Source organism: Streptomyces sp. NBC_01276, from assembly GCF_041435355.1.
Classification (GTDB): domain Bacteria; phylum Actinomycetota; class Actinomycetes; order Streptomycetales; family Streptomycetaceae; genus Streptomyces.
The window spans coordinates 5,433,130-5,459,764 of sequence record NZ_CP108442.1; the positions used below are offsets into that span (position 1 = coordinate 5,433,130).

20 protein-coding genes are annotated in these 26,635 nt (G+C 72.4%); 10 read left to right on the forward strand and 10 right to left on the reverse strand.

The genetic code is table 11. From position 1 onward, the window contains the following. Nucleotides 1-30 precede the first annotated feature (30 nt). Nucleotides 31-1,062, reverse strand: coding sequence for a LacI family DNA-binding transcriptional regulator (locus tag OG295_RS24385; RefSeq protein ID WP_371678802.1), 1,032 nt, complete (start codon nt 1,060-1,062; stop codon nt 31-33). 26 nt (nt 1,063-1,088) lie between these two features. Then, nucleotides 1,089-2,711 carry a glycoside hydrolase family 13 protein gene (locus OG295_RS24390; protein WP_371678803.1) on the reverse strand — a complete coding sequence of 541 codons (1,623 nt, stop codon included), beginning with the start codon at nt 2,709-2,711 and terminating at the stop codon, nt 1,089-1,091. 222 nt (nt 2,712-2,933) lie between these two features. On the opposite strand from OG295_RS24390, the gene OG295_RS24395 reads away from it, so the two are divergent. The 5 genes from OG295_RS24395 to OG295_RS24415 are packed head-to-tail and all read left to right on the forward strand — an operon-like array spanning nt 2,934 to nt 8,820. Next, the gene (locus OG295_RS24395) at nt 2,934-4,208 is read left to right on the forward strand and encodes an extracellular solute-binding protein (protein ID WP_266838704.1); all 1,275 of its coding nucleotides are present in this window, start codon (nt 2,934-2,936) and stop codon (nt 4,206-4,208) included. Nucleotides 4,209-4,216: 8 nt separating this feature from the next. Beyond that, a complete protein-coding gene (locus OG295_RS24400) occupies nt 4,217-5,257 on the forward strand; it encodes a carbohydrate ABC transporter permease (protein ID WP_266838703.1) in 1,041 nt (346 codons plus the stop codon). After that, nucleotides 5,254-6,159: a sugar ABC transporter permease gene (locus OG295_RS24405; RefSeq protein ID WP_371678804.1), complete on the forward strand. Its 906-nt coding sequence runs from the start codon at nt 5,254-5,256 to the stop codon at nt 6,157-6,159. The genes OG295_RS24400 and OG295_RS24405 overlap by 4 nt, the downstream gene beginning before the upstream one ends. 49 nt (nt 6,160-6,208) lie before the next feature. After that, nucleotides 6,209-7,813, forward strand: coding sequence for a glycoside hydrolase family 13 protein (locus tag OG295_RS24410; RefSeq protein WP_371678805.1), 1,605 nt, complete (start codon nt 6,209-6,211; stop codon nt 7,811-7,813). Next, nucleotides 7,801-8,820: a LacI family DNA-binding transcriptional regulator gene (locus OG295_RS24415; RefSeq protein WP_371678806.1), complete on the forward strand. Its 1,020-nt coding sequence runs from the start codon at nt 7,801-7,803 to the stop codon at nt 8,818-8,820. Before OG295_RS24410 ends, OG295_RS24415 begins: the two co-directional genes overlap by 13 nt. A 519-nt stretch (nt 8,821-9,339) precedes the next feature. On the opposite strand, the gene OG295_RS24420 is transcribed toward OG295_RS24415, so the two are convergent. Both OG295_RS24420 and OG295_RS24425 read right to left on the reverse strand, forming a co-directional pair. Further along, nucleotides 9,340-9,921: an HD family hydrolase gene (locus OG295_RS24420; RefSeq protein ID WP_371678807.1), complete on the reverse strand. Its 582-nt coding sequence runs from the start codon at nt 9,919-9,921 to the stop codon at nt 9,340-9,342. Nucleotides 9,922-9,940: 19 nt separating this feature from the next. Next, nucleotides 9,941-11,008, reverse strand: a complete 1,068-nt coding sequence (locus OG295_RS24425) for a helix-turn-helix domain-containing protein (RefSeq protein WP_371678808.1) — start codon at nt 11,006-11,008, stop codon at nt 9,941-9,943. 498 nt (nt 11,009-11,506) lie between these two features. Here OG295_RS24425 and OG295_RS24430 point away from each other — a divergent pair, with 498 nt between their 5' ends. Then, the gene (locus OG295_RS24430; protein WP_371678809.1) at nt 11,507-11,743 is read left to right on the forward strand and encodes a hypothetical protein; all 237 of its coding nucleotides are present in this window, start codon (nt 11,507-11,509) and stop codon (nt 11,741-11,743) included. Between the two features lie 22 nt (nt 11,744-11,765). On the opposite strand, the gene OG295_RS24435 is transcribed toward OG295_RS24430, so the two are convergent. After that, nucleotides 11,766-13,229: an alpha/beta fold hydrolase gene (locus OG295_RS24435; protein ID WP_371678810.1), complete on the reverse strand. Its 1,464-nt coding sequence runs from the start codon at nt 13,227-13,229 to the stop codon at nt 11,766-11,768. 137 nt (nt 13,230-13,366) lie between these two features. Here OG295_RS24435 and OG295_RS24440 point away from each other — a divergent pair, with 137 nt between their 5' ends. The 4 genes from OG295_RS24440 (at nt 13,367) to pulA (ending at nt 22,493) form a co-directional block, all read left to right on the forward strand. Then, nucleotides 13,367-14,581: a sensor histidine kinase gene (locus OG295_RS24440; RefSeq protein ID WP_371678811.1), complete on the forward strand. Its 1,215-nt coding sequence runs from the start codon at nt 13,367-13,369 to the stop codon at nt 14,579-14,581. After that, on the forward strand, nt 14,578-15,258 hold the full coding sequence (locus OG295_RS24445) for a response regulator (RefSeq protein ID WP_371678812.1): 681 nt from the start codon (nt 14,578-14,580) through the stop codon (nt 15,256-15,258). Before OG295_RS24440 ends, OG295_RS24445 begins: the two co-directional genes overlap by 4 nt. A 123-nt stretch (nt 15,259-15,381) precedes the next feature. Continuing rightward, entirely contained in the window at nt 15,382-17,091 is a 1,710-nt protein-coding gene (locus tag OG295_RS24450) for a carbohydrate-binding module family 20 domain-containing protein (RefSeq protein WP_371678813.1), read from the forward strand. 44 nt (nt 17,092-17,135) lie between these two features. Beyond that, on the forward strand, nt 17,136-22,493 hold the full coding sequence (pulA, locus tag OG295_RS24455) for a pullulanase-type alpha-1,6-glucosidase (RefSeq protein ID WP_371678814.1): 5,358 nt from the start codon (nt 17,136-17,138) through the stop codon (nt 22,491-22,493). A 63-nt stretch (nt 22,494-22,556) separates the two neighbouring features. Here pulA and OG295_RS24460 read toward each other — a convergent pair whose 3' ends face one another. The 5 genes from OG295_RS24460 to OG295_RS24480 form a co-directional block, all read right to left on the reverse strand. Then, entirely contained in the window at nt 22,557-23,168 is a 612-nt protein-coding gene (locus tag OG295_RS24460; protein ID WP_371678815.1) for a hypothetical protein, read from the reverse strand. Nucleotides 23,169-23,312: 144 nt separating this feature from the next. Next, nucleotides 23,313-23,837, reverse strand: a complete 525-nt coding sequence (locus OG295_RS24465; RefSeq protein WP_371678816.1) for an N-acetyltransferase family protein — start codon at nt 23,835-23,837, stop codon at nt 23,313-23,315. Between the two features lie 30 nt (nt 23,838-23,867). Further along, nucleotides 23,868-24,575 carry a TetR/AcrR family transcriptional regulator gene (locus tag OG295_RS24470; protein ID WP_371678817.1) on the reverse strand — a complete coding sequence of 236 codons (708 nt, stop codon included), beginning with the start codon at nt 24,573-24,575 and terminating at the stop codon, nt 23,868-23,870. 48 nt (nt 24,576-24,623) lie between these two features. After that, nucleotides 24,624-25,679, reverse strand: a complete 1,056-nt coding sequence (locus OG295_RS24475; protein ID WP_371678818.1) for a 2Fe-2S iron-sulfur cluster-binding protein — start codon at nt 25,677-25,679, stop codon at nt 24,624-24,626. Then, nucleotides 25,676-26,572, reverse strand: a complete 897-nt coding sequence (locus OG295_RS24480) for a metal-dependent hydrolase (RefSeq protein WP_371678820.1) — start codon at nt 26,570-26,572, stop codon at nt 25,676-25,678. Before OG295_RS24480 ends, OG295_RS24475 begins: the two co-directional genes overlap by 4 nt. Nucleotides 26,573-26,635 lie beyond the last annotated feature (63 nt).

A 26,635-nucleotide genomic window follows, 5' to 3' on the forward strand; every position in this document is an offset into this window, starting at 1 on the left:
CCTGCGGACTACCCGCGGACCCGGGGCCCCCTAGGGCCTGCGGCGCTGCCCCGGCCCGGAGGCCGTGGAACCGCGGACCACCAGTTCCGGGAGGAAGACGAACTCGCTGTGCGGGGCCGGCGTACCGCCGATCTCCTCCAGCAGCGTGCGCACGGCGGCCTGTCCCATGGCCAGCACGGGCTGGCGGATCGTGGTCAGCGGCGGATCCGTGAACGCTATGAGGGGGGAGTCGTCGAAGCCGACCACCGACACGTCCCGCGGGACCGCGAGGCCCTGCTGCCGGGCGGCCCGGATCGCCCCGAGCGCCATCATGTCGCTCGCGCAGACGACGGCCGTGCAGCCCCGCGCGATGAGCGCGGACGCGGCGGCCTGCCCGCCCTCCAGGCTGTACAGGGAGTGCTGGATCAGCTCCTCGACCTCGGAATCGTCGAGCCCGAGCCGTTCCCGCATCCCGAGCCGGAAGCCCTCGATCTTGCGCAGCACCGGCACGAACCGCTTGGGCCCGACGGCCAGGCCGATCCGGGTGTGCCCCAGCGCGGTCAGGTGGGTCACGGCGAGCTGCATCGCCGCCCGGTCGTCGGGGGAGACGAAGGGCGCCTGCACCTTGTCGGAGAAGCCGTTGATGAGGACGTACGGGACGCCCTGGCCGCGGAGTTGGTCGTAGCGGCCCATGTCGGCGGTGGTGTCGGCGTGCAGCCCGGAGACGAAGATGATGCCGGAGACCCCGCGGTCCACCAGCATCTCGGTCAGTTCGTCCTCGGTGGACCCGCCGGGCGTCTGCGTGGCCAGCACCGGCGTGTACCCCTGCCGGGTCAGCGCCTGTCCGATGACCTGCGCGAGCGCCGGGAAGATGGGGTTGTCCAGCTCGGGGGTTATCAGCCCGACCAGACCCGCGCTGCGCTGGCGCAGCCGCACGGGCCGCTCGTAGCCGAGCACGTCGAGCGCGGCCAGCACGGACTCGCGGGTGCCTGCGGCCACACCGGGCTTGCCGTTGAGCACGCGGCTGACTGTGGCTTCGCTGACCCCCGCCTGGGCTGCGATGTCGGCTAGCCGTGCGGTCACGGGATTGGACTGTACCGGTCCCCGGCTCACAACGCCCACCACGTGCAGGAATCCGTCGGGAGCAGAACCGTGCGGCCGTCCGTCTCCACCGGTGAGCTGGAGAGGACGGGCCGGCCGGGGGAGGGGACCTCCAGTGCGGTCGGGCGGGTGTTGAGGGTGCAGGCGAAGCCGGGGCGGGTGAAGAGGAGGACGCCCGCGGGGGAAGGGAGCCAGGTCAGGGGGCCCGCGTCCGGGGAGCCGAGGCCGGGCAGGGCCCGGCGCAGCTCCAGCGCGGCCCGGTACAGCTCCAGCGTGGAGTGCGGGTCGCCGGTCTGCGCGGCCACGCTCAGCCCCGCCCAGTCCGCCGGCTGCGGGAGCCAGCTGCCGCCGGGCCCGAAGTCGTACGGCGGACACGGCCCGGACCAGGGCAGCGGGATCCGGCAGCCGTCGCGCAGACCCTCCTGCCCGGCGGAGCGGTGGAAGGCCGGGTCCCGGCGGACCTCGTCGGGCAGGTCGGTGACCTCGGGCAGGCCCAGCTCCTCGCCCTGGTAGACGTACGCCGACCCGGGCAGGGCCAGCATCAGCAGCGCCGCCGCCCGCGCCCGCGCGAGGCCCCGGGCGCCGCCGCCGTAACGGGTCACGTGCCGCACCACGTCGTGGTTGGACAGCACCCACGTCGTCGGCGCCCCGACCGAGGCGGTGGCGGCGAGGGACTCGTCGATGACGGTGCGCATCCGCTCCGGGTCCCAGGGGCAGTTGAGGAAGCGGAAGTTGAAGGCCTGGTGCAGCTCGTCGGGGCGGACGTACAGGGCGAGCCGCTCGGAGGTGGGTGCCCAGGCCTCGGCGACGCCGATCCGCTGGCCCCCGTAGGAGTCGAGCAGGCGGCGCCAGGAGCGGTGGATGGCGTGGACGCCGTCCTGGTCGAAGAAGGGGAGGGCCTCGGTGCCGATCAGGGTCGCCTGGGCGCCGCGGCCGATGTCGGGCAGGCCGGGGGCCTTGACCATGCCGTGGGCGACGTCGACGCGGAAACCGTCCACGCCCAGGTCGAGCCAGAACCGCAGGACGGAGGAGAACTCCGCCGCCACCTCGGGGTGCTCCCAGTCGAGGTCCGGCTGCTCGGGGGCGAACAGGTGCAGGTACCAGGAGCCGTCCGGGACGCGGGTCCAGGCGGGGCCCCCGAAGACCGACTCCCAGTCGTTGGGCGGCAGCGCGCCGTCGGCGCCCCGGCCGGGGCGGAAGAGGTAGCGGGCGCGGGCGCCCGGCTCGTCGGCGAGGGCGTCCAGGAACCAGGGGTGGCGCTCGGAGGTGTGGTTCGGGACCACGTCGACGATGACCCGCAGGCCCAGCTCGTGCGCGGCCCGTACGAGGTCGTCGGCGGCGGCGAGGTCCCCGAAGAGGGGGTCGACGGCCCGGTAGTCGGCGACGTCGTAGCCGCCGTCCGCCTGCGGGGAGACGTAGAAGGGGGTCAGCCACACGGCGTCGACGCCGAGCCGGGCCAGGTGGGGGAGCCGCTCGCGCACCCCGCGCAGGTCTCCGACGCCGTCGCCGTCGCTGTCGGCGAAGGACCGTACGTACACCTGATAGATGACGGCATCGCGCCACCAGCCGCGGCTCGCGGTCGGGTTGCTGGAAGCGCTTGCAAGCGGGAGGGCCGTCAGCTCATGGGTCATATCGGGGTCAACGCGGGTACACACCCCCTGGTTGCGGGCCCGTGGAATCGAAGCGGGTTCGAACTAACAGCAAGCTGCGGCAACCGTAGGGACACACGGATGTAACGATCAGCTCGTCTTGCAGAAATTTGCCGCAAGGTCTTTCGGTCGGCTTTCAGGCTTGTTACGTTCTCGGCAACTCGGGACCGCGAGGGCGCGGCCGGGATCATCGAAGGAGTTCATATGCGGCGTGGCATAGCGGCCACCGCGCTGGTCGCGACCCTGGCGCTCGCGGCGACGGCTTGCGGCGGTGACACCAAGGGCGACGGTGGCGACACGAAGGCCGGCGGCGAGCTCTCCGGCACGGTCACCTGGTGGGACACCTCGAACGACGCCGAGAAGGCGAGCTTCCAGAAGATCGCCGAAGCCTTCACGGCGAAGCACCCCAAGGTGACCGTCAAGTACGTCAACGTGCCCTACGGCGACGCCCAGAACAAGGTCAAGAACGCCTTCAGCAGCGGCTCCGAAGCCCCTGACGTGATCCGCGCCGACGTCGGCTGGGTCGCCGACTTCGCCTCGCTCGGCTACCTCGACGAGGTCCCGGCCGACACCGCGAAGAAGGTCGACGCCGAGTTCCTGTCGCAGGCCGCCGCCAGCGGCAAGTACGAGGGCAAGACCTACGCCGTCCCGCAGGTCATCGACACCCTCGGCCTCTTCTACAACAAGAAGATGCTCGCCGACGCCGGCGTCCAGCCCCCCAAGACCCTGGAGGAGCTGAAGACCGCCGCCGCCGCGATCAAGGCCAAGACCGGCAAGACCGGCCTCTACCTGCGCGGCGACGACTCCTACTGGTTCCTGCCCTTCATCTACGGCGAGGGCGGCGACCTGGTCGACGCCAAGTCCAAGACGGTCACCGTCGACAACGCCGCGGGCGTCAAGGCCTTCAAGGCCGCCCGCGACCTGGTCACCTCGGGCGCGGCGGTCACCAACGCCACCGACGGCTGGACCAACATGCAGACCGCCTTCAAGTCCGGGGAGGTCGCCATGATGATCAACGGCCCCTGGGCCGTCGCCGACAGCTACGCGGGCGACCAGTTCAAGGACAAGGCCAACCTCGGCGTCGCCCCCGTCCCCGCGGGCTCCGCCAAGGCCGGCGCCCCGCAGGGCGGCCACGACCTCGCCGTCTACGCCGGGTCGAAGAACACCGCCGCCGCGCACGCCTTCGTCGAGTACATGACCTCGCAGGAGGTCCAGGTGCAGTCCGCCAAGGAGCTCAGCCTGCTCCCGACGCGCACGGCCGCCTACGAGCAGCCCGACGTCAAGGCCAGCGAGATGGTCCAGTTCTTCAAGCCCGCCGTGGACAAGGCCGTCGAGCGCGCCTGGATCCCGGAGAACGGCTCCCTCTTCGAGCCGCTGAAGGTCGAGTACACCAAGGCGGTCACCGGGGCCTCCAGCCCCGAGGACGCGGCCAAGGCGGCCGGCGTCGAGTTCCGCAAGATCCTCAAGGGCTGGAAGTAGCGAGGACGATGGCTGCCGACACCAGCCAGTCGGTGGCGAAGGCCGCGGGCGCGGACGCCGGGGAGAACTCCGGCGCCGCCCGCGGCCCCAGCCGCGCGACTGCCAACGGAAATCCCCGGCCCGGCCGCGGCCTCGGCCGCGCCCTCGCCACGCACTGGTACGCCTGGGCCATGGTCGCCCCGGTGGTGCTCGTCCTCGGCGTGATCATCGGGTGGCCGCTCGTCCGGGGCGTCTACCTGTCGCTCACCGACGCCAACGAGCGCAACGTCTCCCGCACCATCGGCGTGCGCCACATCGAGGCGACGTACGAGTTCGTCGGGCTCGACAACTACACGGCCGTGCTCGGTGACCCGGTCTTCTGGCAGCGGCTGGTGTGGACGGTGCTGTGGACCGTCGCCTGCGTCTCCATCACCTTCGTCCTGGGCCTCGCCCTGGCCACCATGCTCAACCGGCAGTTCCGGGGGCGTGCCGCCTACCGGATGGCCCTCATCCTGCCCTGGGCCGTCCCCGGCTTCGTCTCCGTCTTCGCCTGGCGGTTCCTCTTCAACCGCGACAACGGCATCCTCAACAAGGTCCTCGACGGCGGCGGCATCTCCGCCGTGCCGTGGCTCGACGACCCCACCTGGGCCAAGTTCTCCGTCATCGCCGTCAACGTCTGGCTCGGCGTCCCCTTCATGATGGTCGCCCTGCTCGGCGGCCTGCAGTCCATCCCCGGCGAGCTCTACGAGGCCGCCGAGATGGACGGCGCCCGGCCCTGGCAGCGGTTCCGGCACATCACCCTGCCCGGACTGCGCGCCGTCAGCATGACCGTGATCCTGCTCTCCACCATCTGGACCTTCAACATGTTCCCGGTGATCTTCCTGCTGACGCGGGGCGGTCCCGGCGACTCCACCGAGATCCTGGTGACCCAGGCCTTCCGCGAGGCCTTCATCGCGAGCCCCCGCGACTTCGCCGGCTCCGCGACCTGGGGCGTCCTCATCCTCGCCCTGCTCATGATCTTCGCGCTGGTCTACCGGCGCTCGCTGCGCAAGCAGGGAGAGGTGTGGTGACCGTGACCACCGCCGACCAGACCGCCCGCGAGAAGACCGCCCGCGACGAGGGTGCCCGCGGCAAGACCGCCCGTGCCCGCGGCAGCCGCTCCCCGCTCGCCTCCGTCGGCCTGCACGCCACGCTCCTCGTCGCGTCCGTCGTGGCCGTGTTCCCGGTGCTGTGGATCCTGCTGACCTCGCTCAAGCCCGCGAAGTACGCGATCACCACGGACTTCGTGAAGGAACCCAACCTCGGCAACTACCGCTACCTGCTGGAGGACAGCCACTTCCTGGCCTGGTTCGGCAACTCCGTCCTGGTCGCCGGCGTCACCACCGTCCTCGGCGTGTTCATCGCCGCCACCACCGGATACGCCGTCAGCCGCTTCAAGTTCCCGGGCATGAAGCCCCTGATGTGGACGCTGCTCATCACGCAGATGTTCCCGATGGCCATCCTCATCGTCCCGCTCTACAACCTCATGGGCGACCTCGGGCTGCTCAACCAGCCCCTCGGCCTGATCATCACCTACCTCACCATCGCCGTGCCGTTCTGCGCGTGGATGATGAAGGGCTTCTTCGACACCATCCCGGTCGAGATCGACGAATCCGGCCGGGTCGACGGACTCAACCCCTTCGGCACCTTCTGGCGCCTGATCCTGCCGCTCGCCAAGCCCGGCCTCGCCGTCACCGGCTTCTACGCCTTCATCACGGCCTGGGGCGAGGTCGCCTACGCCTCCGCCTTCATGGTCGGCGACGAGAACCTCACCCTCGCCGGCGGACTCCAGACCTTCGTCACCCAGTACACCTCCAACTGGGGTGCCATGAGCGCGGCCTCCGTACTCATCGCCATCCCGGCGGCGATCTTCTTCCTCTTCGCCCAGCGTCACCTCGTCGCCGGGATGACAGCGGGCGCCACCAAGGGCTGACCACCCGCGCCCGCCCCCGCATCACCGGCCCGATCTCTCCAAGGACGACATGACCCAGCACCTCGCCGAAACGCTCTCCACCTCCAGCGGCACCCTGCCCGGCTGGTGGAGAGAAGCGGTGATCTACCAGGTCTATCCGCGCAGCTTCGCCGACTCCAACGGGGACGGCATGGGGGACCTCGAAGGCATCCGCACCCGCCTGCCCTACCTCAAGGAACTCGGCGTCGACGCCGTCTGGCTGAGCCCCTTCTACGCCTCCCCGCAGGCCGACGCCGGCTACGACGTCGCCGACTACCGGGCCATCGACCCCATGTTCGGCAGCCTGCACGACGCGGACGCCGTGATCCGCGAGGCCCACGCGCTCGGGCTGCGCATCATCGTCGACCTCGTCCCCAACCACTGCTCCGACCAGCACGAATGGTTCAAGCAGGCCCTCCGTGAAGGCCCCGGCAGCCCGCTGCGCGAACGCTTCCACTTCCGCCCCGGCCAGGGCGAGAACGGCGAGCTGCCGCCCAACGACTGGGAATCCCTCTTCGGCGGACCCTCCTGGACCCGCGTCGCCGACGGCGAGTGGTACCTGCACCTCTTCGCCTCGGAACAGCCCGACTTCAACTGGGAACACCCGGCCGTCCAGGACGAGTTCCGCTCCATCCTGCGGTTCTGGCTCGACCTCGGCACCGACGGCTTCCGCATCGACGTCGCCCACGGCCTCGTCAAGGCCCCCGGCCTGCCCGACCTCGGCCGCAACGAACAGCTCAAGCTGCTCGGCAACCAGGTCCTGCCCTTCTTCGACCAGGACGGCGTCCACGAGATCTACCGCTCCTGGCGGACCGTCCTCGACGAATACGCCGGGGACCGCATAGGCGTCGCCGAGGCCTGGACCCCCAGCGCCGAGCGCACCGCGCTCTACCTGCGGCCCGACGAGCTCCACCAGGCCTTCAACTTCCACTACCTGAACACCGGCTGGGACGCGGACGCGCTGCGCGCCGCCATCGACGACTCCCTCGACGCGATGCGGCCCGTCGGCGCCCCCACCACGTGGGTGCTGTCCAACCACGACGTGGTGCGGCACGTGACCCGCTACGGCGGTGGGGAGCAGGGCCTCGCCCGCGCGCGGGCGGCGGCGCTGCTGATGCTGGCCCTGCCCGGGTCGGCGTACGTCTACCAGGGCGAGGAACTGGGCCTGCCCGAGGTCACCGACCTGCCCGACGAGGTCCGCCAGGACCCGTCCTTCTTCAAGGAGAACGGCCAGGAAGGCCTGCGCGACGGCTGCCGCGTACCGATCCCGTGGTCGGGCGCCGAGGCCCCGTACGGCTTCGGCGACGGCGGCAGCTGGCTGCCCCAGCCCGCCGCGTGGGCGGGGCTGAGCGTCGAGGCGCAGACCGGCGACCCGGCGTCGACGCTGGAGCTCTACCGGACGGCGCTGCGCATCCGCCGCGAGCGGCCGGAACTGGGCGCGGGCGACGCCGTGGAGTGGCTGCCCGCCCCCGCCGGGGTGCTGGCCTTCCGGCGCGGCGGCTTCGTCTGCACCGTCAACACCACGGGCGAACCCGTACGGATGCCCGCGCCCGGGACGGTGCTGCTCGCCAGCACGGCCCCGGCCGGGGACGCGGACCTGCTCCCGGCCGACAGCGCGGTGTGGTGGCTGGGGTGACCTCCCCGCTCCGGCTGACGGACATCGCCGCGCAGGCCGAGGTCAGCGAGGCGACGGTCAGCCGTGTGCTCAACGGCAAGGCGGGCGTGGCGGCCGGCACCCGGCACCGGGTGCTGGCCGCGCTCGACCTGCTCGGCTACGAGCGGCCCGTACGGCTGAAACGGCGCAGCAACGGGCTGGTGGGCCTGCTCATCCCCGAGCTGACCAACCCGATCTTCCCGGCGTTCGCCCAGGTCATAGAGCAGGCGCTGGCCGGGCACGGTTACACGCCGGTGCTCTGCACGCAGACCCCGGGCGGGGCCACCGAGGACGAGCTGGTGGAGCAGCTGGAGGAACGCGGGGTCACCGGCATCGTGTTCCTGTCCGGGCTGCACGCGGACGCGTCGGCCGACCCCGCGCGCTACCAGCGGCTGGCGGCGCGCGGGGTCCCGTTCGTCCTGATCAACGGCTTCAACGAGGCCATCAGCGCCCCCTTCGTCTCCCCGGACGACCGGGCGGCCGCCGACATGGCCGTGCGGCACCTGGAGGAGCTGGGCCACCGCCGCATCGGCCTCGCGATCGGGCCGACGCGCTACGTCCCCTCCGCCCGCAAGGAGCAGGGCTTCCTCGCGGCGGTGCCGGGGGCGGCGGCCGAGGGGCTGGTCCAGCGCACCCTGTTCACGGTCGAGGGCGGCCACGCGGCGGGCGGCGCCCTGCTGGACCGGGGCTGTACGGGGGTGGTCTGCGCGAGCGACATGATGGCCCTCGGCGTCATCCGCGCGGCCCGCGAACGGGGGCTGCGGGTCCCGCAGGACGTCTCGGTGGTCGGCTTCGACGACTCCCCGCTCATCGCCTTCACGGACCCGCCCCTGACCACGGTCCGCCAGCCGGTCCGCGCGATGGCCACGGCGGCGGTCGGCGCCCTCCTGGAAGCGGTGGCCGGCACCCCGGTCCAGCGCACGGAGTACGTCTTCCAGCCGGAACTGGTGGTACGCGGCTCCACGGGCCCGGGGCCGGAGGGGGGCTGAGGGGGCTGGGGGGGGGCTTCCGGCGCGGGCTCGCCATCGCCCCCTCGACCCCCTGGGACGGGTCGGGGCCTGCCCACCCGCCCCCGGGTGCGGTCGGGGCTTCGGGGGGCGGGGCCTTACCCGGCCCGGATCAAGGAGGGTTTGGGGGTTTCCCGTCAGTCTCATCGTCCTTCCGCGTCGGGCCGGGCTGTCAAGGGCGCTCCTTCGTCGCGTCGCTTCGCGATGGCCTTCGGCCACCCTTGACAGCCCGTCCCGCCACGGAATGCCAAAGACTGCCGGGAAACCCCCAAAAGAACGGTTACCGGGGACAGGACTGGAGGAGCGGCCCCGTCAGCGATGCGCGGCCCGGCTCCGTCCGGGTGGGCCGGAGATGCGGGCCGACATCCCCCTGATCCAGGGCCGGGGGAGGCCAGACCACGCGAAACGGCGATGAGACCGTCCGGAGAAGCCCCCCGGCGCGTCAGATCGCTACGCCCTCCGCACGGCTTGGCGTCTGCGGTCCGCCTGGGGCAGAGGTGACTATCGGGGGAGGAAGGTCTCGCGCCAGGTCAGCGACGACATGTTCAGGGCGGCATCGGCCAGGGACTTGGCGGAGGCCGTCTTCAACGCGTTGAGGCTGGAGTCGATCCAGTTCTGAACGTTCGCGTTGCCCTGTTCACGGTATTCGACCGCTTGGATCAGGCATTCGAGTTTGTCCGCGTCGTGAGCGATGACCACCTCGGGGTCGGTGCCGTTCTCGTAGTCCTCCACGACCGCCTGGATGCCGGCGGCGACGGCCGGGTGGGCGGCAGCGAGCTGGTCGGCGGTGATCTCCTCGTTCGAGGCGGCTTTGAGGTAGCGGCGGCCGATGTGGGGGATGTCGCCGAGGCGGGTTTCCTGGGTGTCGTGCATGACGCACATCAGCGTGACACGGGCGGCATCGGCGCCCTCCATCATCGCGAGGACGGCGCCGATGGCCGCGACCCGGAAGCTGTGCTCGGCGATGCTTTCCGGGTCCCTGACTCCGGTGTGCCACCACCCCGACCGGCGCTCACGCTTCAGGACGCCCAGCTCGAACAGGAAGCCCGCCGTACCCTCTGCATTGGCCGTCTCGTCTGCCATGTGGTGCCCTCCGAGTTGGTCAGTGATGCCCGCTTAGACGGTAGTGCACTGTGTTCAGCTCGCGCCTGGACCTTTCCGACAGCGCCTTTCCATCCAGTAGTTGGGTGGTCAGGTGTGCCAATGTTCGGGTCAGGTCACGGGCTGCCAGTGGCAGCCATGGGTGGGCTTCCAACAAGGCCCACACGGTGTGCGCGTAGAGGTCCAGGAACCCAGGTGCCCGATGGAGGCCGTGCACCAGGCCGCGAAGCAGTGCGACGGGGTCCCAGTGCGTCATTTTCCGGTCACGCATGAAGGCGTCGTTGGCTTGGGGCCGCTGTATAACGCCTAGCCAAAGGGCCCAGTAGTTGAGATTGGCCACCTCGCCGTCGTCGCTGTCTGCCATCGAGCGATCGATGAAGTCCCACAGAGGTTGAGGGTCGCCCAGTCGCGCCAGTGCCGTGGCGGTGGATCGCGCCTCCGCCCAGTGGGGTGTCCAGCCGCGCCCTACGAGCACGCCGCGCCGGGCGTGGAGTGCGTGGGCCGTCCATGACGCGGCGTCGGGACCCGGGTCGTAGGAGAGCAGGTAGAGGCTCTGGCGGTGGAGGAGTGAACTCTCGCCGCCGACTCGTACCGCGGCCTCGGCGGTGTCGCGAAGGTGTGAGAAGAAGGCGGCCCGCTCGGTAGGGGTGAGCTGTGGTGCCGATGCGACGGGGCCCCGGCGAGCAGGAACGGGCCGTCGGCGAAGTGCGGGCGGGGCGGAACCGTTGACCGCCCACGCGACCATATGTGCCGTATCCCTGGTGTGGACCCACTCCGAGAGGGGGTGTGGTTCTTCGGGGCGGGCAGGGGTCAGCGCCGCTTCGACGATGCGGTCGGCGTCCATCGCGGCATCCAGGAGGGCGACGACGTCCGTGTCCGCGCCCAGCGCAGGTAAACGGCGACGGAGGCTGAGCAGATCGGCGCCCCGCATGTTCGAGACCGGCCGACGGCCGGACTCCCAGCCTTGGTACGTACCCACACCCACACCGAGGAGTTCGGACATCTCCTCCTGCGAGCGGGGGATGCTCTCCCGCGCAGTGCGGAGCACGAAGCCCGAGACGAGCCCCATGCCTCGCGTGCTGACTGGCACTGGGACCCCCGGTCACTTCGGCGAGACATCTCGTACCAGCGGTGAGTGTTCACGCAACTACAGCGGGCTTAGGTTCGGTACGTCAACGCCTCAAGGGGCCTTTTCCCACTGACGGTTCACGGCGTACCGCAGCTGCCGAGACAGCCTTGAAGGGGTGATTCGGCATGCCCGGACTTCTTGAGGACCTCACCTCCAACAGACTCCCTCACATCGACAGGAGCCCCACCATGTTCTGTGCGGACGATGAGCGGCGCTCGGCCCCCTCGGGGTCGGCGTGATGACGGCGGAACCCGCCAGGTGGCATGAAGAGCCGGTGGTGCTGCCCGTCAGGGGCGGTCGCCCCGTGCCCCGGCCGGTAGCGGGGTGCCCGGAGTGCGAGCGGTTGGCGGTCCTGCGGAAGGCCGCCGTGCAGGAGAGGGACGAATCCGTGGTCGTCGACTGCAACGTGCTCCTGAGGATGCACGGGACGGGGCACTGATGGACATGCAGACGTGGCGGGACGGGTGGGTGCGGGCCACCGACGCGGCCGAGGCCGTACGGACTTCCCTGGCCGCGCTCGGGGTTTCCGAAGACGCGTGGCGCGGCCTCCGTCCCCTGGTCACGGAGGCCGGTGGGCCGTTGGTCGATCTCGGCACCGTCCGGGCAGAGGCGGCGGAGCGGCTCGCCGAGGCGCTGCGGGCCGTGATGACCACCGACGTCGACACGTACCCGTAGGGTGCCGGCGGCCTCGGTCGGGTCAGGGCTTCCGGGGCGGGGCCGGTGCCGGGGTGGGAGGGGTTTCGCAGGTCAGGTCGTGGGGCGGGAGGGTGCCCGTGGTCAGGTAGGTGGTGAGCGCGCGGGTCGCGCAGGGGTTGGTGCCGTTGACGATGTGGCCCTCGCCCCCGGCGACGGTGACCATCCGGGAGCCGTGCAGGGCGCGGTGCATGGCGAGTGCGCCGGGCAGGGGGGTGCTGGGGTCCCACTCGTTCTGCAGGATCAGGGCGCCGGCCTCGTTGTCCACCGTCGTCGGGGGTTCGCTGCCCTGCCCCCAGAAGGCGCACGGCTTGATGTTGGACGCGAAGTCGCCGTAGAGGGGATGGCGGGCCTTGTCGCGGACCGCGTCGAGGCGGTACCGCTCCGGATCGTGCGGCCACGTGCGGCTGTCGCCGCACAGGACGGCCCAGGCGCTCGCCGTGTCGTTGTCCGGGGGGACCTCCCGGGTGGCGGTGGCCGCTGTCGAGGGGGCCGCCGCCTTCAGGGCGGCGATCCATTCGGCCGCCTTCTCGACGTGGGCGAACCTGGCGTGCTGCGCGCGGATGCCATCGCCGGTGAGGGGTGTGCCGGCGGAGTCGACGGGCTCGCGGTCGGCCCGCGCGACCAGGTCCCAGAAGGTCCTGCGGACCTCGGCGGGCGTGCTGCCCAGGCCGTACGTCGTGTGCCGCAGGGCGGTCCATTCGCTCCAGCGGGCGAAGGCGGCGTCGGCCCCCTCGGCCATCCCCTGGAACATGCCCTGCCAGACCCGTGTGGGGTCGGCCGCGCTGTCCAGCACGAACCGGTCGGTGCGTCGGGGGAACATCTGTGTGTAGACGGCGCCGAGGTAGGTGCCGTAGGAGAACCCGAGGTAGGAGATCTTCCGCTCGCCGAGCGCGGCCCGGACGGCGTCCATGTCGCGTGCGGTGTTGCGGGTGGTGAGGTGGCGGAGGGTGTCGCCCGCCTTCGCCCGGCACTTGTCGGCCACCGTACGGGCCCACTCCACGTCCTTCGCGAACGTCTCGGCCCGGTACGGGCGTTCGTGGTCCTGCTCGTCCGCGGTCAGACCGCAGCCGACGGGAGAGCTCCGCCCGACGCCCCTCGGGTCGAAGCCGATGAGGTCGTAGCGGCTCCGCACTTCCTCGGAGAGGTCCACCGCCGGGTCGACGGGCAGGTCCAGGCCCGGTCCGCCGGGGCCGCCGGGGTTGAGCAGGAGGACGCCCCGGCGTTCCTCCGGGTGGCTCGCCCTCAGGCGGGACACCGCGATGTCGATCTTCCTGCCGCCGGGATCGGCGTAGTCCAACGGCACCGTGAGCGTCGCGCACTGCAGGGCCGCGGGGGCCGGCGCGCCGCAGCGCTGCCACCGGAGCGGTGCCGGGGCGGAGGAGGCGGCCGCGGGGGTGAGCGTGGAGAGGAAGGCCGCCGCTGCGATGCCTGCCGCGAGGAGGGGTGTTGTTCGTCCGGTTCGCATGAGGGGTCTCCTGGTCTGCGGGGTGGACGCCGATCCTGGCCCGCCGGGCGGCGGGTGCGCATCGCGGCAACGCGGGAGGAGGAGTTCCCCCGATCGGGGGAGGCCGGTGGGGAACTGGCTGGCCATACTGGCGGATCATGATCAAAGCAATCCGGCCGCTGCTGCGCGGCTCCACGTACACGGGTGCGCTCTTCGCCTACGGCGGCCTGCTGTCGGGCCTTGCGCTCCCGCCCCTCATCGCCGTCACCTGGGCGCTGGCTCCGGGGCCGGTGGGGACCGCCCTGGCCCTGGTGGTCTGGGCCGCGCTGATCGGCGCGGCGGGGCTGGCCCGCACCACGCGGCGGGTGCTGATCGTGGGCGCCCGCAGGCTGCTGGGGGTCCCGTTGCCGGATCCGGTGGCCGCGGACGCGGGCCGTCCCGACCGCTGGCGGACCCCGCTCTGGCTGCTGCTGCACGTGGCGCTGGGGTGGACGGGGGCGCTGGTGAGCGGGATGCTGCTGTTCGCCGGGCTGACCCTTCCGGTGGGCTGGTTCCGCGCGGAGGCGGGGCTGAGCCTGTTCGGCCGGACGGTACGCGTGGCGGGCGGCGGCTGGGGAAGCTGGGCGACGGCGTTCCTGTGCCTGCTGCTGGCGGCGGCCGGGTGTGCGGCGGTCACCGGCGCCCTGCGGTGGCTGGCGCCGAGGCTGCTGGGGCCATCGGCGGCCGAGAGGCTCGCGCTGGCGGCCGAGCGGGAACTGCGGCTGGCCGAACGCAACCGGCTGGCACGCGAGTTGCACGACTCGATCGGTCACACGCTGACCGCCACCACCATCCAGGCGGCGGTCGCGGGCGAGGTGATGTCCGCCGACCCTGCGGCGGCGCGGGCCGCCCTGCGCAGCATCGAGGAGTCGGCGCGGGCCGCGCTGGAGGACCTGGACCACGTACTGGGCGTGCTGCGCGAGGAGGAGGCGCAGACGGCGCCGACCCGGACCCTCGCCGACCTGCCCGAGCTCCTGGACCGGTTGCGGCACGCGGGCGCGGTGGTGGAGCCGGACCTGTCCGGCGATCTGGCGGGGGTGCGCGGGGCGCTCTCCCGGGCGGCGTACCGGATCCTGCAGGAGGCCCTGACCAACGCGTTGCGGCACGGGGCGGGCGGGCCGGTGGAGGTCCGGGTGGCGCTCACGCCGGCCGCGCTGGAGATCGGCGTGGTCAACCGGACCGGGCCCGCCCGGGGCTCCTTCCCCACGTCGGGGCACGGTCTGCCCGGCCTGACCGAGCGCGTACGGCTGTTGCACGGTGAGATGGAGGCGGGCCCGGACGGTCCGGGGCAGTGGAGGCTGGCGGTCCGGCTGCCGGTCCGGGCGGCGGCGTGAGCGGCGCCGACGGGAGTCCGGCCCCCGTCACCCTCCTGATCGCCGACGACGACGAGGTGACCCGCAGCGGTCTGTGCACGCTGCTCGCGGCACAGCCGGGGATCGCGGTGGCCGGGGAGGCCGCCGACGGGGTCGAGGCGGTCGAACGGGCCCGGCTCCTGCGGCCCGACGTGGTCCTGATGGACGTGCGGATGCCGCGCCGCAACGGGATCGAGGCCACCCGGCTGCTGCTGGCCGGGCCGGAGGAACCGCCGAAGGTCGTGGTGATCACCACCTTCGAGAACGACGGCTACGTCACCGCCGCGCTCGGCGCCGGGGCCAGCGGGTTCGTCCTCAAGCGGCTCCCGGTCCGGCAGATCGCCGAAGCGGTAAGGGTGGTCGCCGCGGGCGAGGCGGTCCTCTTCCCGGCGGCGCTGGGCCGGATGGTCGCCGCGCGCCCGCGCGGCTCCGCCGAGGCGTTGCCGAAGGCGGCGCTGACGGTCCGTGAGGAAGGGGTGCTGCGGCTGATGGCGACCGGCCTGTCCAACCCGGAGATCGCCCAGTCGCTCACGGTGAGCCTGGAGACGGTGAAGACGCACGTCGGGAACGTGCTCACCAAGCTCGGCGCGCAGAACCGGACCCACGCGGTCGTGATCGCGTACGAGTCCGGTCTGGTGGTGCCGGGGTTCGCCGGCTGACGGGCAGGGTCGGGGGAGCGGACCCGGAAACAATTCTGCAATCTCTTGCGCAAGCTCTTGCAACACGCCTGGGCGGCCCCTACGGTCAGCGGCAATCCCCCACCTCTCCGCCAGGAGGCCCCCATGCCCCGCACCGCAAGAGCCCACAGAGCCCGCAGGGTTCCCAGGAGCCTGGTCGCCGCAGTCGCGCTCACCGCCGCCACCCTCACCGTCCAGGCCCCGCAGGCGCAGGCGGCGCCGCCCGGCGGGAAGGACGTCACCGCCGTGCTGTTCGAGTGGCGGTTCGACTCCGTCGCCGCCGCCTGCACCAGCACCCTCGGGCCCGCCGGGTACGGCTACGTCCAGGTGTCGCCGCCCCAGGAGCACATCCAGGGGACCCAGTGGTGGACCTCGTACCAGCCCGTCAGCTACAAGATCGCCGGACGGCTCGGGGACCGGGCCGCCTTCCAGCGGATGGTCGGCGCCTGCCACGCCGCCGGCGTGAAGGTGGTCGCGGACTCCGTCATCAACCACATGGCCGCCAACGGCGGCGTGGGCACCGGCGGTTCCCCGTACACGAAGTACGACTACCCCGGCCTCTACTCCGGCGCAGACATGGACGACTGCCGGGCGACGATCTCCGACTACCGCAACCGGGCCGACGTCCAGAACTGCGAGCTGGTACAGCTCGCGGACCTCGACACCGGCGAGGAGTACGTGCGCGGGCGGATCGCCGGGTACCTCAACGACCTGCTCTCCCTGGGCGTGGACGGCTTCCGGATCGACGCCGCCAAGCACATGCCGGCCGCCGACCTCGCCGCCATCAAGTCCCGGCTGACCGACCCGGGTGCCTACTGGAAGCAGGAGGCGATATACGGGGCCGGGGAAGCCGTCCAGCCCACCGAGTACCTGGGCAACGGGGACGTGCAGGAGTTCCGCTACGCCCGTGACCTCAAGCGGGTGTTCCAGAGCGAGAACCTCGCCTACCTGAAGAACTTCGGGGAGGCCTGGGGCTACATGCCGGGCGGCCAGGCCGGGGTCTTCGTCGACAACCACGACACCGAGCGCGGCGGCGACACCCTCAACTACAAGAACGGGTCCGACTACACCCTCGCCAACGTCTTCATGCTGGCCTGGCCCTACGGCTCGCCCGACGTCCACTCCGGCTACGAGTGGACCGACAAGGACGCCGGACCCCCCAACGGCGGCACCGTGAACTCCTGTTACACCGACGGATGGAAGTGCCAGCACGCCTGGCGGGAGATCTCCTCCATGGTCGCCTTCCGCAACGCCGCCCGGGGCCAGGCCGTCACCGACTGGTGGGACAACGGCGGCGACCAGATCGCCTTCGGCCGCGGCGCCAGGGCCTACGTGGCGATCAACCACGAGACGGCCCCCCTCACCCGCACCTTCCAGACCTCCCTCCCCGCCGGCTCCTACTGCGACGTGCAGAGCGGCCGTTCGGTGAGCGTGGACTCCGGCGGCCGGTTCACCGCCACCCTAGGCGCGGGCACCGCCCTCGCCCTGCACGTGGACGCCCGTAGCTGCGCGGCCGCCCCGGCCGCCGGCGCCTCGTTCGCCGTCAACGCCACCACCGTGCCCGGCCAGGACGTCTACGTCACCGGCGACCGTCCCGAGCTCGGCAACTGGAACACCGGGGCCGCCCTCAGGCTCTCCTCCGCCGCCTACCCCGTCTGGAAGCTCGACGCCGCCCTCCCCGCCGGGACCGCCTTCGCCTACAAGTACGTCCGCAAGGACGCCGCCGGGAACGTCACCTGGGAGAGCGGCGCCAACCGTGCCGCCACCGTCCCGGCCAACGGCACGGTCACGCTGACCGACACCTGGCGCAACTGACCCGCCACCCGGCCCACCCCGCCCCGTACCCGAGGAGACCCGCCTTGATACGCCCCGCCGCAGGAGCGCTCGCCGCCGCGCTGGCCGTGACGCTCCTGCCCGCCCTCCCCGCGACGGCGGTCGCCGCCGACCGGGCGCCGGCCCCGCCCCCGGACGCGAAACTGGCCGCCGAGCCGGCCCGGCACGACCTCACCCGCGAGCAGTTCTACTTCGTGCTCCCGGACCGCTTCGCGAACGGCGACCCGCGCAACGACCGGGGCGGCCTGACCGGCAGCCGTTCACAGACCGGCCTGGACCCCACGGACAAGGGCTTCTACCAGGGCGGGGACCTCAAGGGACTCACCGACCGGCTCGACTACATCAAGGGGCTCGGCACCACCGCGATCTGGATGGCGCCGATCTTCAAGAACCAGCCCGTCCAGGGCACCGGCAAGGACGAGTCCGCCGGCTACCACGGCTACTGGATCACAGACTTCACCCAGGTCGACCCGCACTTCGGCACCAACGCCGATCTGACGCGGCTCATCGACACGGCGCACCGCAAGGGGATGAAGGTCTTCTTCGACGTCATCACCAACCACACCGCCGACGTCGTCGACTACCGGGAGGGCTCCCACGACTACCTGTCGAAGGGGGCCTTCCCGTACCTGACGAAGGACGGGGTGCCCTTCGACGACTCCACCGCGTCCGCCGCGGGAGGGGCCGGAAAGGACTTCCCCAAGACCGGCCCCGGCACCTTCCCCCGCACCCCCTTCGGGCCCGAGGCGAAGAAGAACCTCAAGGTGCCCGCCTGGCTCAACGACCCGGCGATGTACCACAACCGGGGCGACTCCACCTTCGCCGGGGAATCCTCCGAACAGGGCGACTTCTCCGGTCTCGACGACCTGTGGACCGAGCGCCCCGAGGTCGTCAGCGGGATGGAGAAGATCTACGAGAAGTGGGTCCAGGACTTCGCCGTCGACGGCTTCCGCATCGACACCGTCAAGCACGTCGACACCCCCTTCTGGACGCAGTGGGCCACCGCCCTCGACGCGTACGCCGCCCGGCACGGCCGGAAGAACTTCTTCATGTTCGGCGAGGTCTACTCCGCCGACACCGCCGTCACCTCCCCGTACGTGACGCGGGGGCGCCTCGACGCCACGCTCGACTTCCCGCTCCAGGACGCGATCCGCGCGTACGCCTCCCAGGGCGCGGCGGCCCCCCGGCTGGGCTCCGTACTGGCCGACGACTACCGGTACACCACGGACAAGGCGAACGCGTACGAGCAGGTCACCTTCCTCGGCAACCACGACATGGGCCGCTTCGGGACCTTCCTGAAGCAGGACCGGCCGGGGGCCGGGGAGCAGGAACTGCTGGACCGCTACCGGCTCGCCAACGAGCTGATGTTCCTCTCCCGGGGCAATCCGGTGGTCTACTCCGGAGACGAGCAGGGCTTCACCGGCTCCGGCGGTGACAAGGACGCCCGCCAGCCGCTGTTCGCCACCCGCATCGCCGACTACCTCGACGACGACCAGCTCGGGACGGCGCGCACCCACGCGAGCGACGCCTACGATCCGGGACACCCGCTCTACCGGCAGATCAGCGCTCTCTCGAAGCTGACGAAGGACCACCCGGCCCTGCGGGACGGCGTCCAGAGCGAACGCCTCTCCGACGGTTCCGTCTACGCCTTCGCCCGCACCGACACCCGCAGCCGTACCGAGTACCTGGTCGCCGCCAACAACGGCGCCGAGGCCCGGACCGTCGAGCTCGACGCCCCGGCCGGGGCCGAGTACCGCACCCTGTACGGCGGCACCGCCCTGATCCGCGCCTCCGCGGCCGGCAAGCTCACCGTCACCGTCCCCGCCCTCGGCTCGGTGGTCCTCCAGGGCGCCGCCCCCCTCGCGCCCCCCGCCACCAAGCCCGCGCTGACCCTCAAGGCCCCGGCCGCCGGCGCCGCAGGCACCGTCGAACTGTCCGCCGACGTCACCGGCGGCGGCCTGAACCGCGTCGTCTTCGCGGCCCAGACCGGCACCGGCCCCTGGCAGGTCCTCGGCTCCGCCGACCACGCCCCGTACAAGGTCACCCAGCACATCACGGCCCCGGTGGGTACCGCCCTGCGCTACAAGGCCGTCGTGGTCGACGCCTCCGGCCGCACCGCGAGCGCCCTCGCCGGATCCGTCTCCGGCCAGGTCCCGCCCGCCCCGGTCCCCACCGCCACCCAGCGTGACTACGCCGTCGTCCACTACAACCGCCCCGACGGCGACTACACGAACTGGCGGCTCTACGCGTGGGGCGACCTCGCCGACGGCGAGGCCACGACCTGGCCCGAAGGCCACGCCTTCACCGGCCGCGACGCCTACGGCGCCTTCGCGTACGTCCGGCTCAAGCCCGGCGCCTCCTCCGTCGGCTACCTCGTCATCGACAAGGACGGCACCAAGGACGTCGCCGCCGACCGGACGGTCGACCTGACCAAGACCGGGGAGATCTGGCTCGAACAGGGCAAGGAAGCCGTCCGCACCGACCGCCCCGCCTACCCGCCGCAGGACCGGACCAAGGCCGTCCTGCACTACCAGCGCCCCGACGGCGCATACGACGGCTGGGGCCTGCACGTGTGGACCGGCGCCGCCACCCCCACCGACTGGTCCAAGCCGCTGCTCCCCACCCGCACCGACTCCTACGGCGCCGTCTACGAGGTCCCCCTCGCCCCCGGCGCCACCAGCCTGAGCTACATCCTCCACAAGGGCGACGAGAAGGACCTCCCCACCGACCAGTCCCTCGACCTCAAGGCCACCGGCCACGAGGTGTGGATGCTGGGCGGCCGCGCCCCCTACCTGCTCCCGCAGCCCGCCGGATCGGCCGCCGCCCTCGACCTCACCAAGGCCGAAGCCGTCTGGATCGACCGCGACACCCTCGCCTGGAACGCCCCCGCGGCCGCCGCCTCCACCCAGCTCCTCGCCTCCCCGCAGGGCCGGATCACCACGGACGGCGGCGTCCTCCACGAGGGCGGCGCCGCATGGCTGCGGCTGACCCGGACCGAGCTCACCCCCGCCCAGAAGCAGAAGGTCCCGCACCTCGCCCCGTACACCGCCTTCACCGTCGACCCCCGCGACCGCGGCCGGGTCCGCGAAGCCCTGCGCGGACAGCTCGTCGCGAGCGCCCGCGCCGCGAACGGAGCCGTCCTCGCCGCCACCGGCGTCCAGCTCGCCGGCGTGCTCGACGACCTCTACAGCACCGACGCCCCCCTCGGCCCCGTCTTCAAGGACGGCCGCCCCACCCTCTCCGTCTGGGCCCCCACCGCCCGGCAGGTCTCCCTCGAACTCGACGGCCGCACCGTCCCCATGCGCCGCGACGACACCACCGGTGTCTGGTCGGTGCGCGGCGAACGCTCCTGGACCGGCAAGCCCTACCGCTACGCCGTCACCGTCTGGGCGCCCAGCACCCGCCAGATCGTGCGCAACCTGGTCACCGACCCCTACTCCACCGCCCTGACCACCGACTCCACGTACAGCCTGGCCGTCGACCTGGCCGACCCGAAGCTCGCCCCGCCCGGCTGGCGCGATCTGCGCAAGCCCGCACCGGTGCCCTTCAACAGCGCGCAGATCCAGGAGCTCCACATCCGCGACTTCTCCATCGCGGACGCCACCAGCAAGCACCCCGGCCAGTACCTGGCCTTCACCGACACCGACTCCGCCGGCATGCGCCACCTGCGCGAACTGGCCGCCTCCGGCACCTCGTACGTCCACCTGCTGCCGGCGTTCGACTTCGGCACCGTCCCCGAGGACCCCAAGGACCGCACCGCACCCGCGTGCGACCTGAAGGTCTACGCCCCCGACTCCGAGTCCCAGCAGGCCTGCGTGGCCGCCGCCGCCGCGAAGGACGGCTTCAACTGGGGCTACGACCCGCTGCACTACACCGTCCCCGAGGGCTCGTACGCGAGCGATCCCAACGGCACCGCCCGCACCGTCGAGTTCCGCAGGATGGTCCAGGCCCTGGGCGGGGCGGGTCTGCGCACCGTGATGGACGTGGTCTACAACCACACCGTCGCCTCCGGGCAGTCAGACAAGTCCGTGCTCGACCGCATCGTGCCCGGCTACTACCAGCGCTTGCTCGCCGACGGCAGCGTCGCCAGCTCCACCTGCTGCTCCAACACCGCCCCCGAGAACGCCATGATGGGCCGCCTCGTCGTCGACTCCGTCGTCACCTGGGCCAAGGAGTACAAGGTCGACGGCTTCCGCTTCGACCTGATGGGCCACCACCCGAAGGCGAACATCCTGGCCGTCCGCAAGGCCCTCGACGAGCTCACCCCCGCCAAGGACGGGGTCGACGGGAAGAAGATCGTCCTCTACGGGGAGGGCTGGAACTTCGGAGAGGTCGCCGACGACGCCCGCTTCGTCCAGGCCACCCAGAAGAACATGGCCGGCACCGGCATCGCCACCTTCTCCGACCGCGCCCGCGACGCCGTGCGCGGCGGCGGCCCCTTCGACGAGGACCCGCGCGTCCAGGGCTTCGCGTCCGGACTGTTCACCGCCCCCAACGGGTCCCCGGCGAACGGCACCCCGGCCGAACAGCGCGCCCGCCTCCTGCACGACCAGGACCTGATCAAGATCGGGCTCTCCGGCAACCTGGCTCCGTACGTCTTCACGGACTCCGCCGGCCGCCGCGTCAAGGGCTCCGACGTGGACTACAACGGCGCCCCCGCCGGCTACGCGGCCGCCCCCGGCGACGCCCTCGCCTACGTGGACGCCCACGACAACGAATCCCTCTTCGACGCGCTGGCCTACAAGCTCCCGGCGGGGACGTCCACCGCCGACCGGGCCCGCGCACAGGTCCTCGCCATGGCCACGGCCGCCCTCTCCCAGGGCCCGGCGCTCTCCCAGGCCGGCAGCGACCTGCTCCGCTCGAAGTCCCTGGACCGCAACTCCTTCGACAGCGGAGACTGGTTCAACGCCATCCACTGGGACTGCCGCGCCGGCAACGGCTTCGGCCGCGGCCTGCCGCCCGCCGCCGACAACCGCGCCAAGTGGCCCTACGCGAAACCCCTGCTCACCGCGGCCGTCCCCGGCTGCGCCGACACCGACGGGGCCTCGGCCGCCTACCGCGACCTGCTGCGCGTACGGACGACGGAACCGGCCTTCGCCCTGACCACGGCCGCCGCCGTCCAGGAGCGGCTGGGCTTCCCGCTGTCGGGCCCCGAGGAGACCCCGGGCGTGATCACGATGACCCTCGGCGACCTCGTCGTGGTCTTCAACGCCACCCCGGACGAGCAGACCCAGCGCGTCCCGGCCCTCGCCGGGACCCGCTACGCGCTGCACCCGCTCCAGGCGGGCGGCTCGGACCCGGTGGTGAAGCGTTCCGGGTACGACGCGGGGACGGGAGCGTTCACCGCCCCGGCGCGTACGGTCGCCGTCTTCAAGAGGGCCTGACCGCAGGGCGGGACGGGACGGTGCCGGCCGCGGTCCGGCACCGTCCCGCCCGCCCCCCCGGGGTCAGACCCAGATGCGGACGGCTTCCATCCGCCGCGACTGGCCGGTGGTGCCCACGTAGACCGGGTTCCCGCCGGCCGCGTTCAGCCAGCCGTAGTCCGCCACGTGCGCCTGCGCGGCCACACTGCCGTTGCCGACCTGGAGGCCCAGCGCCTCCATGCGCCGCGACTGGCCGGTGGTGCCGACCGTCACCGCCTTGCCGTCGGCGGCGCACGCCCAGCCCTGCCACCCGATGTCCGCCAGGTGGGCGTTGGCGCAGACACCGCCCGTGCCGCTGGTCGCGATCACCGCCGCCTCCATCCGGCGGCTCTGCCCGGTGGTCCCGGCGACCGCGCCGTCGCACACCGCGCCCTGCCATCCGATGCCCTCGACGTGGGCGGCGTAACAGACCTTCCGGGCGGCCGGGGCCAGCGACTTCTGCCGGGCGGCCGCCGCCTGTACGTCCGCGATCACCGACGCGGGCGCCTCGACGGCCGAGGCGGGAGCCGCCGCCGAAGGAGCCGGGGCGGGCGCGGCCGGCTGCGTCTGGGCGGTGGCCACCCCCGTGGCCCCCAGCACCCCCGCCAGCGTGACGCCCAGTAGGACCCCGGCGGCCCTGCTCATGGAATTCCTCATGGTGTTCCCCTCCTGGTACCGACTGGTCGGGACCATCTCTACCGGCGCCCCGGAGCCCGCCGATACCGGTTGCGGACCCTGCGGCCGAGAGGGGACGGAGCATGGCGCACGCCGGACGGTTGCGCCCGCGGGACCGGCTGTGCCTCAGACGTCGAGCCGGAGCTCCAGCAGGACCACCCCGTACACCCGGCCGTCCTTGCCCTGCTTCGAGGGGAACTCACCGACGACCCGGTAGCCCGCGCCCTGGTAGTACGCCAGCAGCCGCGGGTTGCTGGACACGCAGTCCAGGCGCGCCCGCTCCCGCCCGGTCCGGGCGATCCGCCGCTCCGCGTGATCGAGGATCCGCAGTCCGGTTCCCGGGGGAGCGGCCTCCCGCTCCACCATCAGCCGGTGCACGTAGCCCGCCACCGGCGGCTGGACCCCCCAGGCGTCCTCGTCGGACCACCACAGCTCGTACGCGCCCACGACCCGGCCGTCGGCGTCCTCGGCGAGCCACACCTCGCCGTCGCGCATCACGGCGCGGAAGTGCGCGGTGTCCTTGTCGCCCGGCTTCCACTGGTCGATCCCCTGCTTGCGCATCCACCGGGCCGCCTGGTCGTACAGCTTCACCAGCGTGCCGGCGTCCTTCTCCCCGGCCTGCCGGAACAAGATCCCGTCGTCAATGATCACGCGGGCATTATCGCCTCCGGGACCCGGCCCTCACCCGCCCGCGGCAGGACCCGGCACCAGCCCGGCCAGCCGCCCCACCAGCTCACCGAAGGGCCCGTCGGCCGGCTCGTCGGCCAGGATCCGTACGAGGATGCCGGCCATCTCCGCGTCGTACGCGGCGCTCACGGCGGCCAGCGCCGCGAAGTCGTGCACCAGCTGCAGCTCCAGCTCGGCCCGCGGGATCCGGCGGCCGTCCAGCCAGATCAGCGCCGTCGACTCGGCGAGCGACACCCAGGACCGCACCACGAGCTCCAGCCGCGCGGGCGGCGCCACGATGCCGAGGTGGCTGACGATCTGCTCGTACGCCGCCTGCCGCACCTCGTCGATCATCGCGTTGGTCCGGCTGCTGCCGACCGCGGGACCGCCGCGCATCAGCGCCGAGAAGCCGGGCCCGTGGTCGTCGACGAACGCGAAGAACCGGCCCATCACCCGCAGCAGCCGCGCCCCCAACGGGCCCTCGTGGGGCTCGCGGAACCGATCGGCCAGCTCGTCGGCGGCCCGCCGCAGCGCGGCCTCGTACAGGCTCAGCTTGCCGGGGAAGTAGTGGTAGACGAGCGGCCGCGATATCCCGGCGGCCGCCGCGATCTCGTCGATCGACACATCGTCGGGCGACCGGTTGCTGAACAGCTCCAGGGCGACCCCGATCAGCTGCTGCCGCCGCTCCTCGACACCCATTCTGCGTCGCACCCCGGTTGTCATGCCGACACCCTACTTCTCCCCGCGGGCGGGCCGTCCCCTGCGCCGTCGCTACAGGTCCAGGGCCAGCCGCCCGCCCGCCGCCCGCGAAACGCACAGCAGCATCGAGTCCGCGCGCTCCGCGTCGGTGAGGAGTTCGTCGCGGTGCTCCACCTCGCCCTCCAGGACCCGGTGTTGGCAGGTTCCGCAGAAACCCTGCTCGCAGGAGTACGGGGTGGCGGGCAGGGCCCGGCGCACCGCCGTCAGGGCGGATTCGCCGGCCGCGACCTCGACCGTGGCGCCCGAGCGGCGCAGTTCCACGGTGAAGGGCCGCGCCGGGCCGGGCGCCGCCGGGGCGAACCGCTCCAGGTGCACCGCCGAGGGGTCGGCGGCGGCCTCCGTGACGGCCCGCATCAGCGGTTCGGGCCCGCAGCAGTAGACCAGGGTGCCCGGCGCCGTGCGGGCGAGCGCGCCGAGGTCGGGCAGGCCCGTCTCGTCCTGCGGCGCGATCGTGACCCGGTCCCCGTAGGCGGCGAGTTCGGGCAGGAACGGCATCGAGGTGCGCGAACGCCCCCCGTACAGCAGGGTCCAGTCGGCGCCCGCCGCGGTGGCGGCGCGGAGCATGGGCAGGATCGGGGTGATCCCGATGCCGCCCGCGACGAACGCGTAGGACGGGGCGGGGAGCAGCGCGAACCGGTCGCGCGGGGGCCGCAGTTCCAGTACCACCCCCTCCACCAGCCGGGCGTGCGCCTCGCGCGAGCCCCCGCGGCCGTCCTCGACGAGCCGGACCGCGATGGTGTACCGCCCCGCGTCGGCCGGGTCCCCGCACAGCGAGTACTGGCGCACCAGCCCCGAGGGCAGGACGAGGTCGACGTGGGCGCCCGGGGTCCAGGCCGGCAGCGGGTCCGTCGCCGAGGCCGACTCCAGCGTCAGCAGCACCACCCCGTCGGCCGGTTCGCGGCGGGCGGTGACGCGGGCCCGCAGCAGCCGGCGCGGGGAGTGGCCCGACACCGGGACCTCCAGCGCGGGGAGCGGCCACAGCGGGGAACGGCCTATCCGGGCGCGCAGCGCGCGCCGGGTCAGTACGGCGGCACCCACGAGCGCCGTCACGGCGAGGGTCCGCTTCACGGCCGCACCCCGCCGTTCGCGCCGGGAGAGGCGGCCAGGTAGGCCACGGCCTGCGCGGTGGAGCCCTCCTGCGAGGGGTGGTAGGCGCGGGAGAGGTAGGTCGGGATCGACTTCAGCATCGCCCCCGCGGAAGGCAGCACCCCCTGTCGGCCGGCCCGGAGGAACTGGCCGAGGGAGGCCTTCGCGGCGGGCGGCGAGGGGTCGTTCTCCATGAAGAAGCGGGCGCCGCGCTGCCAGAGGAAGACCAGGGCGGTGAAGGCGGTGGCCCAGGTCCGGGCCCGGCGGCGGTAGTTGCCGTCCACGTGCATGAAGAGGTCGAAGGCCACCGAACGGTGCTCGACCTCCTCCGCGCCGTGCCAGCGCAGCAGGTCCAGCATCATCGGGTCCGCGCCCCGGCGGTCGAGTTCCCCCGCGTTGAGGACCCAGTCGCCCAGGAACGCCGTGTAGTGCTCGATGGCCGCGATCATCGCGACCCGTTCCATCAGCCACCACTCGCGGGCCCGGCCCGGCGGCAGGGTCCGGTCGCCGAGCAGCTTCTCGAACAGCCAGTCCACCTGGGCGGTGTACGGGGTGGGGTCCAGGCCGAGGCGCCTCAGGTGGGGGAGGACGTCGTCGTGCGCGGTGGCGTGCATCGCCTCCTGCCCGATGAAGCCGATGACGTCCGCGCGCAGCCGCTCGTCCGTGATGTACGGGAGCACCTGCTTGTAGACGTGCACGAACCAGCGTTCACCGGCGGGCAGCAGCAGGTGCAGCACGTTGATGGTGTGCCCGGCGAAGGGGTCGCCGGGCAGCCAGTGGAGCGGGGTGTCCTCCCACGAGAAGGACACGTTCCGCGCGTGGAGGTCCGTGTGTTCCGTCGTCACGGGGACGGGAGCGAGCGGCCTATTAGACATGGCGTCAATGTACTGATGGGTACGGGAGAGGAAAACCCCTCGGGCGCCACGAATACGAGCGTC

What these genes read in the sequence shown, in the direction of transcription:
- OG295_RS24390 (WP_371678803.1), bottom strand. Translation starts at nt 2,711, where the DNA reads ATGACCCATGAGCTGACGGCCCTCCCGCTTGCAAGCGCTTCCAGCAAC.
- OG295_RS24395 (WP_266838704.1), top strand. Translation starts at nt 2,934, where the DNA reads ATGCGGCGTGGCATAGCGGCCACCGCGCTGGTCGCGACCCTGGCGCTC.
- OG295_RS24400 (WP_266838703.1), top strand. Translation starts at nt 4,217, where the DNA reads ATGGCTGCCGACACCAGCCAGTCGGTGGCGAAGGCCGCGGGCGCGGAC.
- OG295_RS24410 (WP_371678805.1), top strand. Translation starts at nt 6,209, where the DNA reads ATGACCCAGCACCTCGCCGAAACGCTCTCCACCTCCAGCGGCACCCTG.
- OG295_RS24420 (WP_371678807.1), bottom strand. Translation starts at nt 9,921, where the DNA reads ATGGCAGACGAGACGGCCAATGCAGAGGGTACGGCGGGCTTCCTGTTC.
- OG295_RS24425 (WP_371678808.1), bottom strand. Translation starts at nt 11,008, where the DNA reads ATGGGGCTCGTCTCGGGCTTCGTGCTCCGCACTGCGCGGGAGAGCATC.
- OG295_RS24430 (WP_371678809.1), top strand. Translation starts at nt 11,507, where the DNA reads ATGGACATGCAGACGTGGCGGGACGGGTGGGTGCGGGCCACCGACGCG.
- OG295_RS24435 (WP_371678810.1), bottom strand. Translation starts at nt 13,229, where the DNA reads ATGCGAACCGGACGAACAACACCCCTCCTCGCGGCAGGCATCGCAGCG.
- OG295_RS24440 (WP_371678811.1), top strand. Translation starts at nt 13,367, where the DNA reads ATGATCAAAGCAATCCGGCCGCTGCTGCGCGGCTCCACGTACACGGGT.
- OG295_RS24450 (WP_371678813.1), top strand. Translation starts at nt 15,382, where the DNA reads ATGCCCCGCACCGCAAGAGCCCACAGAGCCCGCAGGGTTCCCAGGAGC.
- OG295_RS24460 (WP_371678815.1), bottom strand. Translation starts at nt 23,168, where the DNA reads ATGAGGAATTCCATGAGCAGGGCCGCCGGGGTCCTACTGGGCGTCACG.
- OG295_RS24470 (WP_371678817.1), bottom strand. Translation starts at nt 24,575, where the DNA reads ATGACAACCGGGGTGCGACGCAGAATGGGTGTCGAGGAGCGGCGGCAG.
- OG295_RS24480 (WP_371678820.1), bottom strand. Translation starts at nt 26,572, where the DNA reads ATGTCTAATAGGCCGCTCGCTCCCGTCCCCGTGACGACGGAACACACG.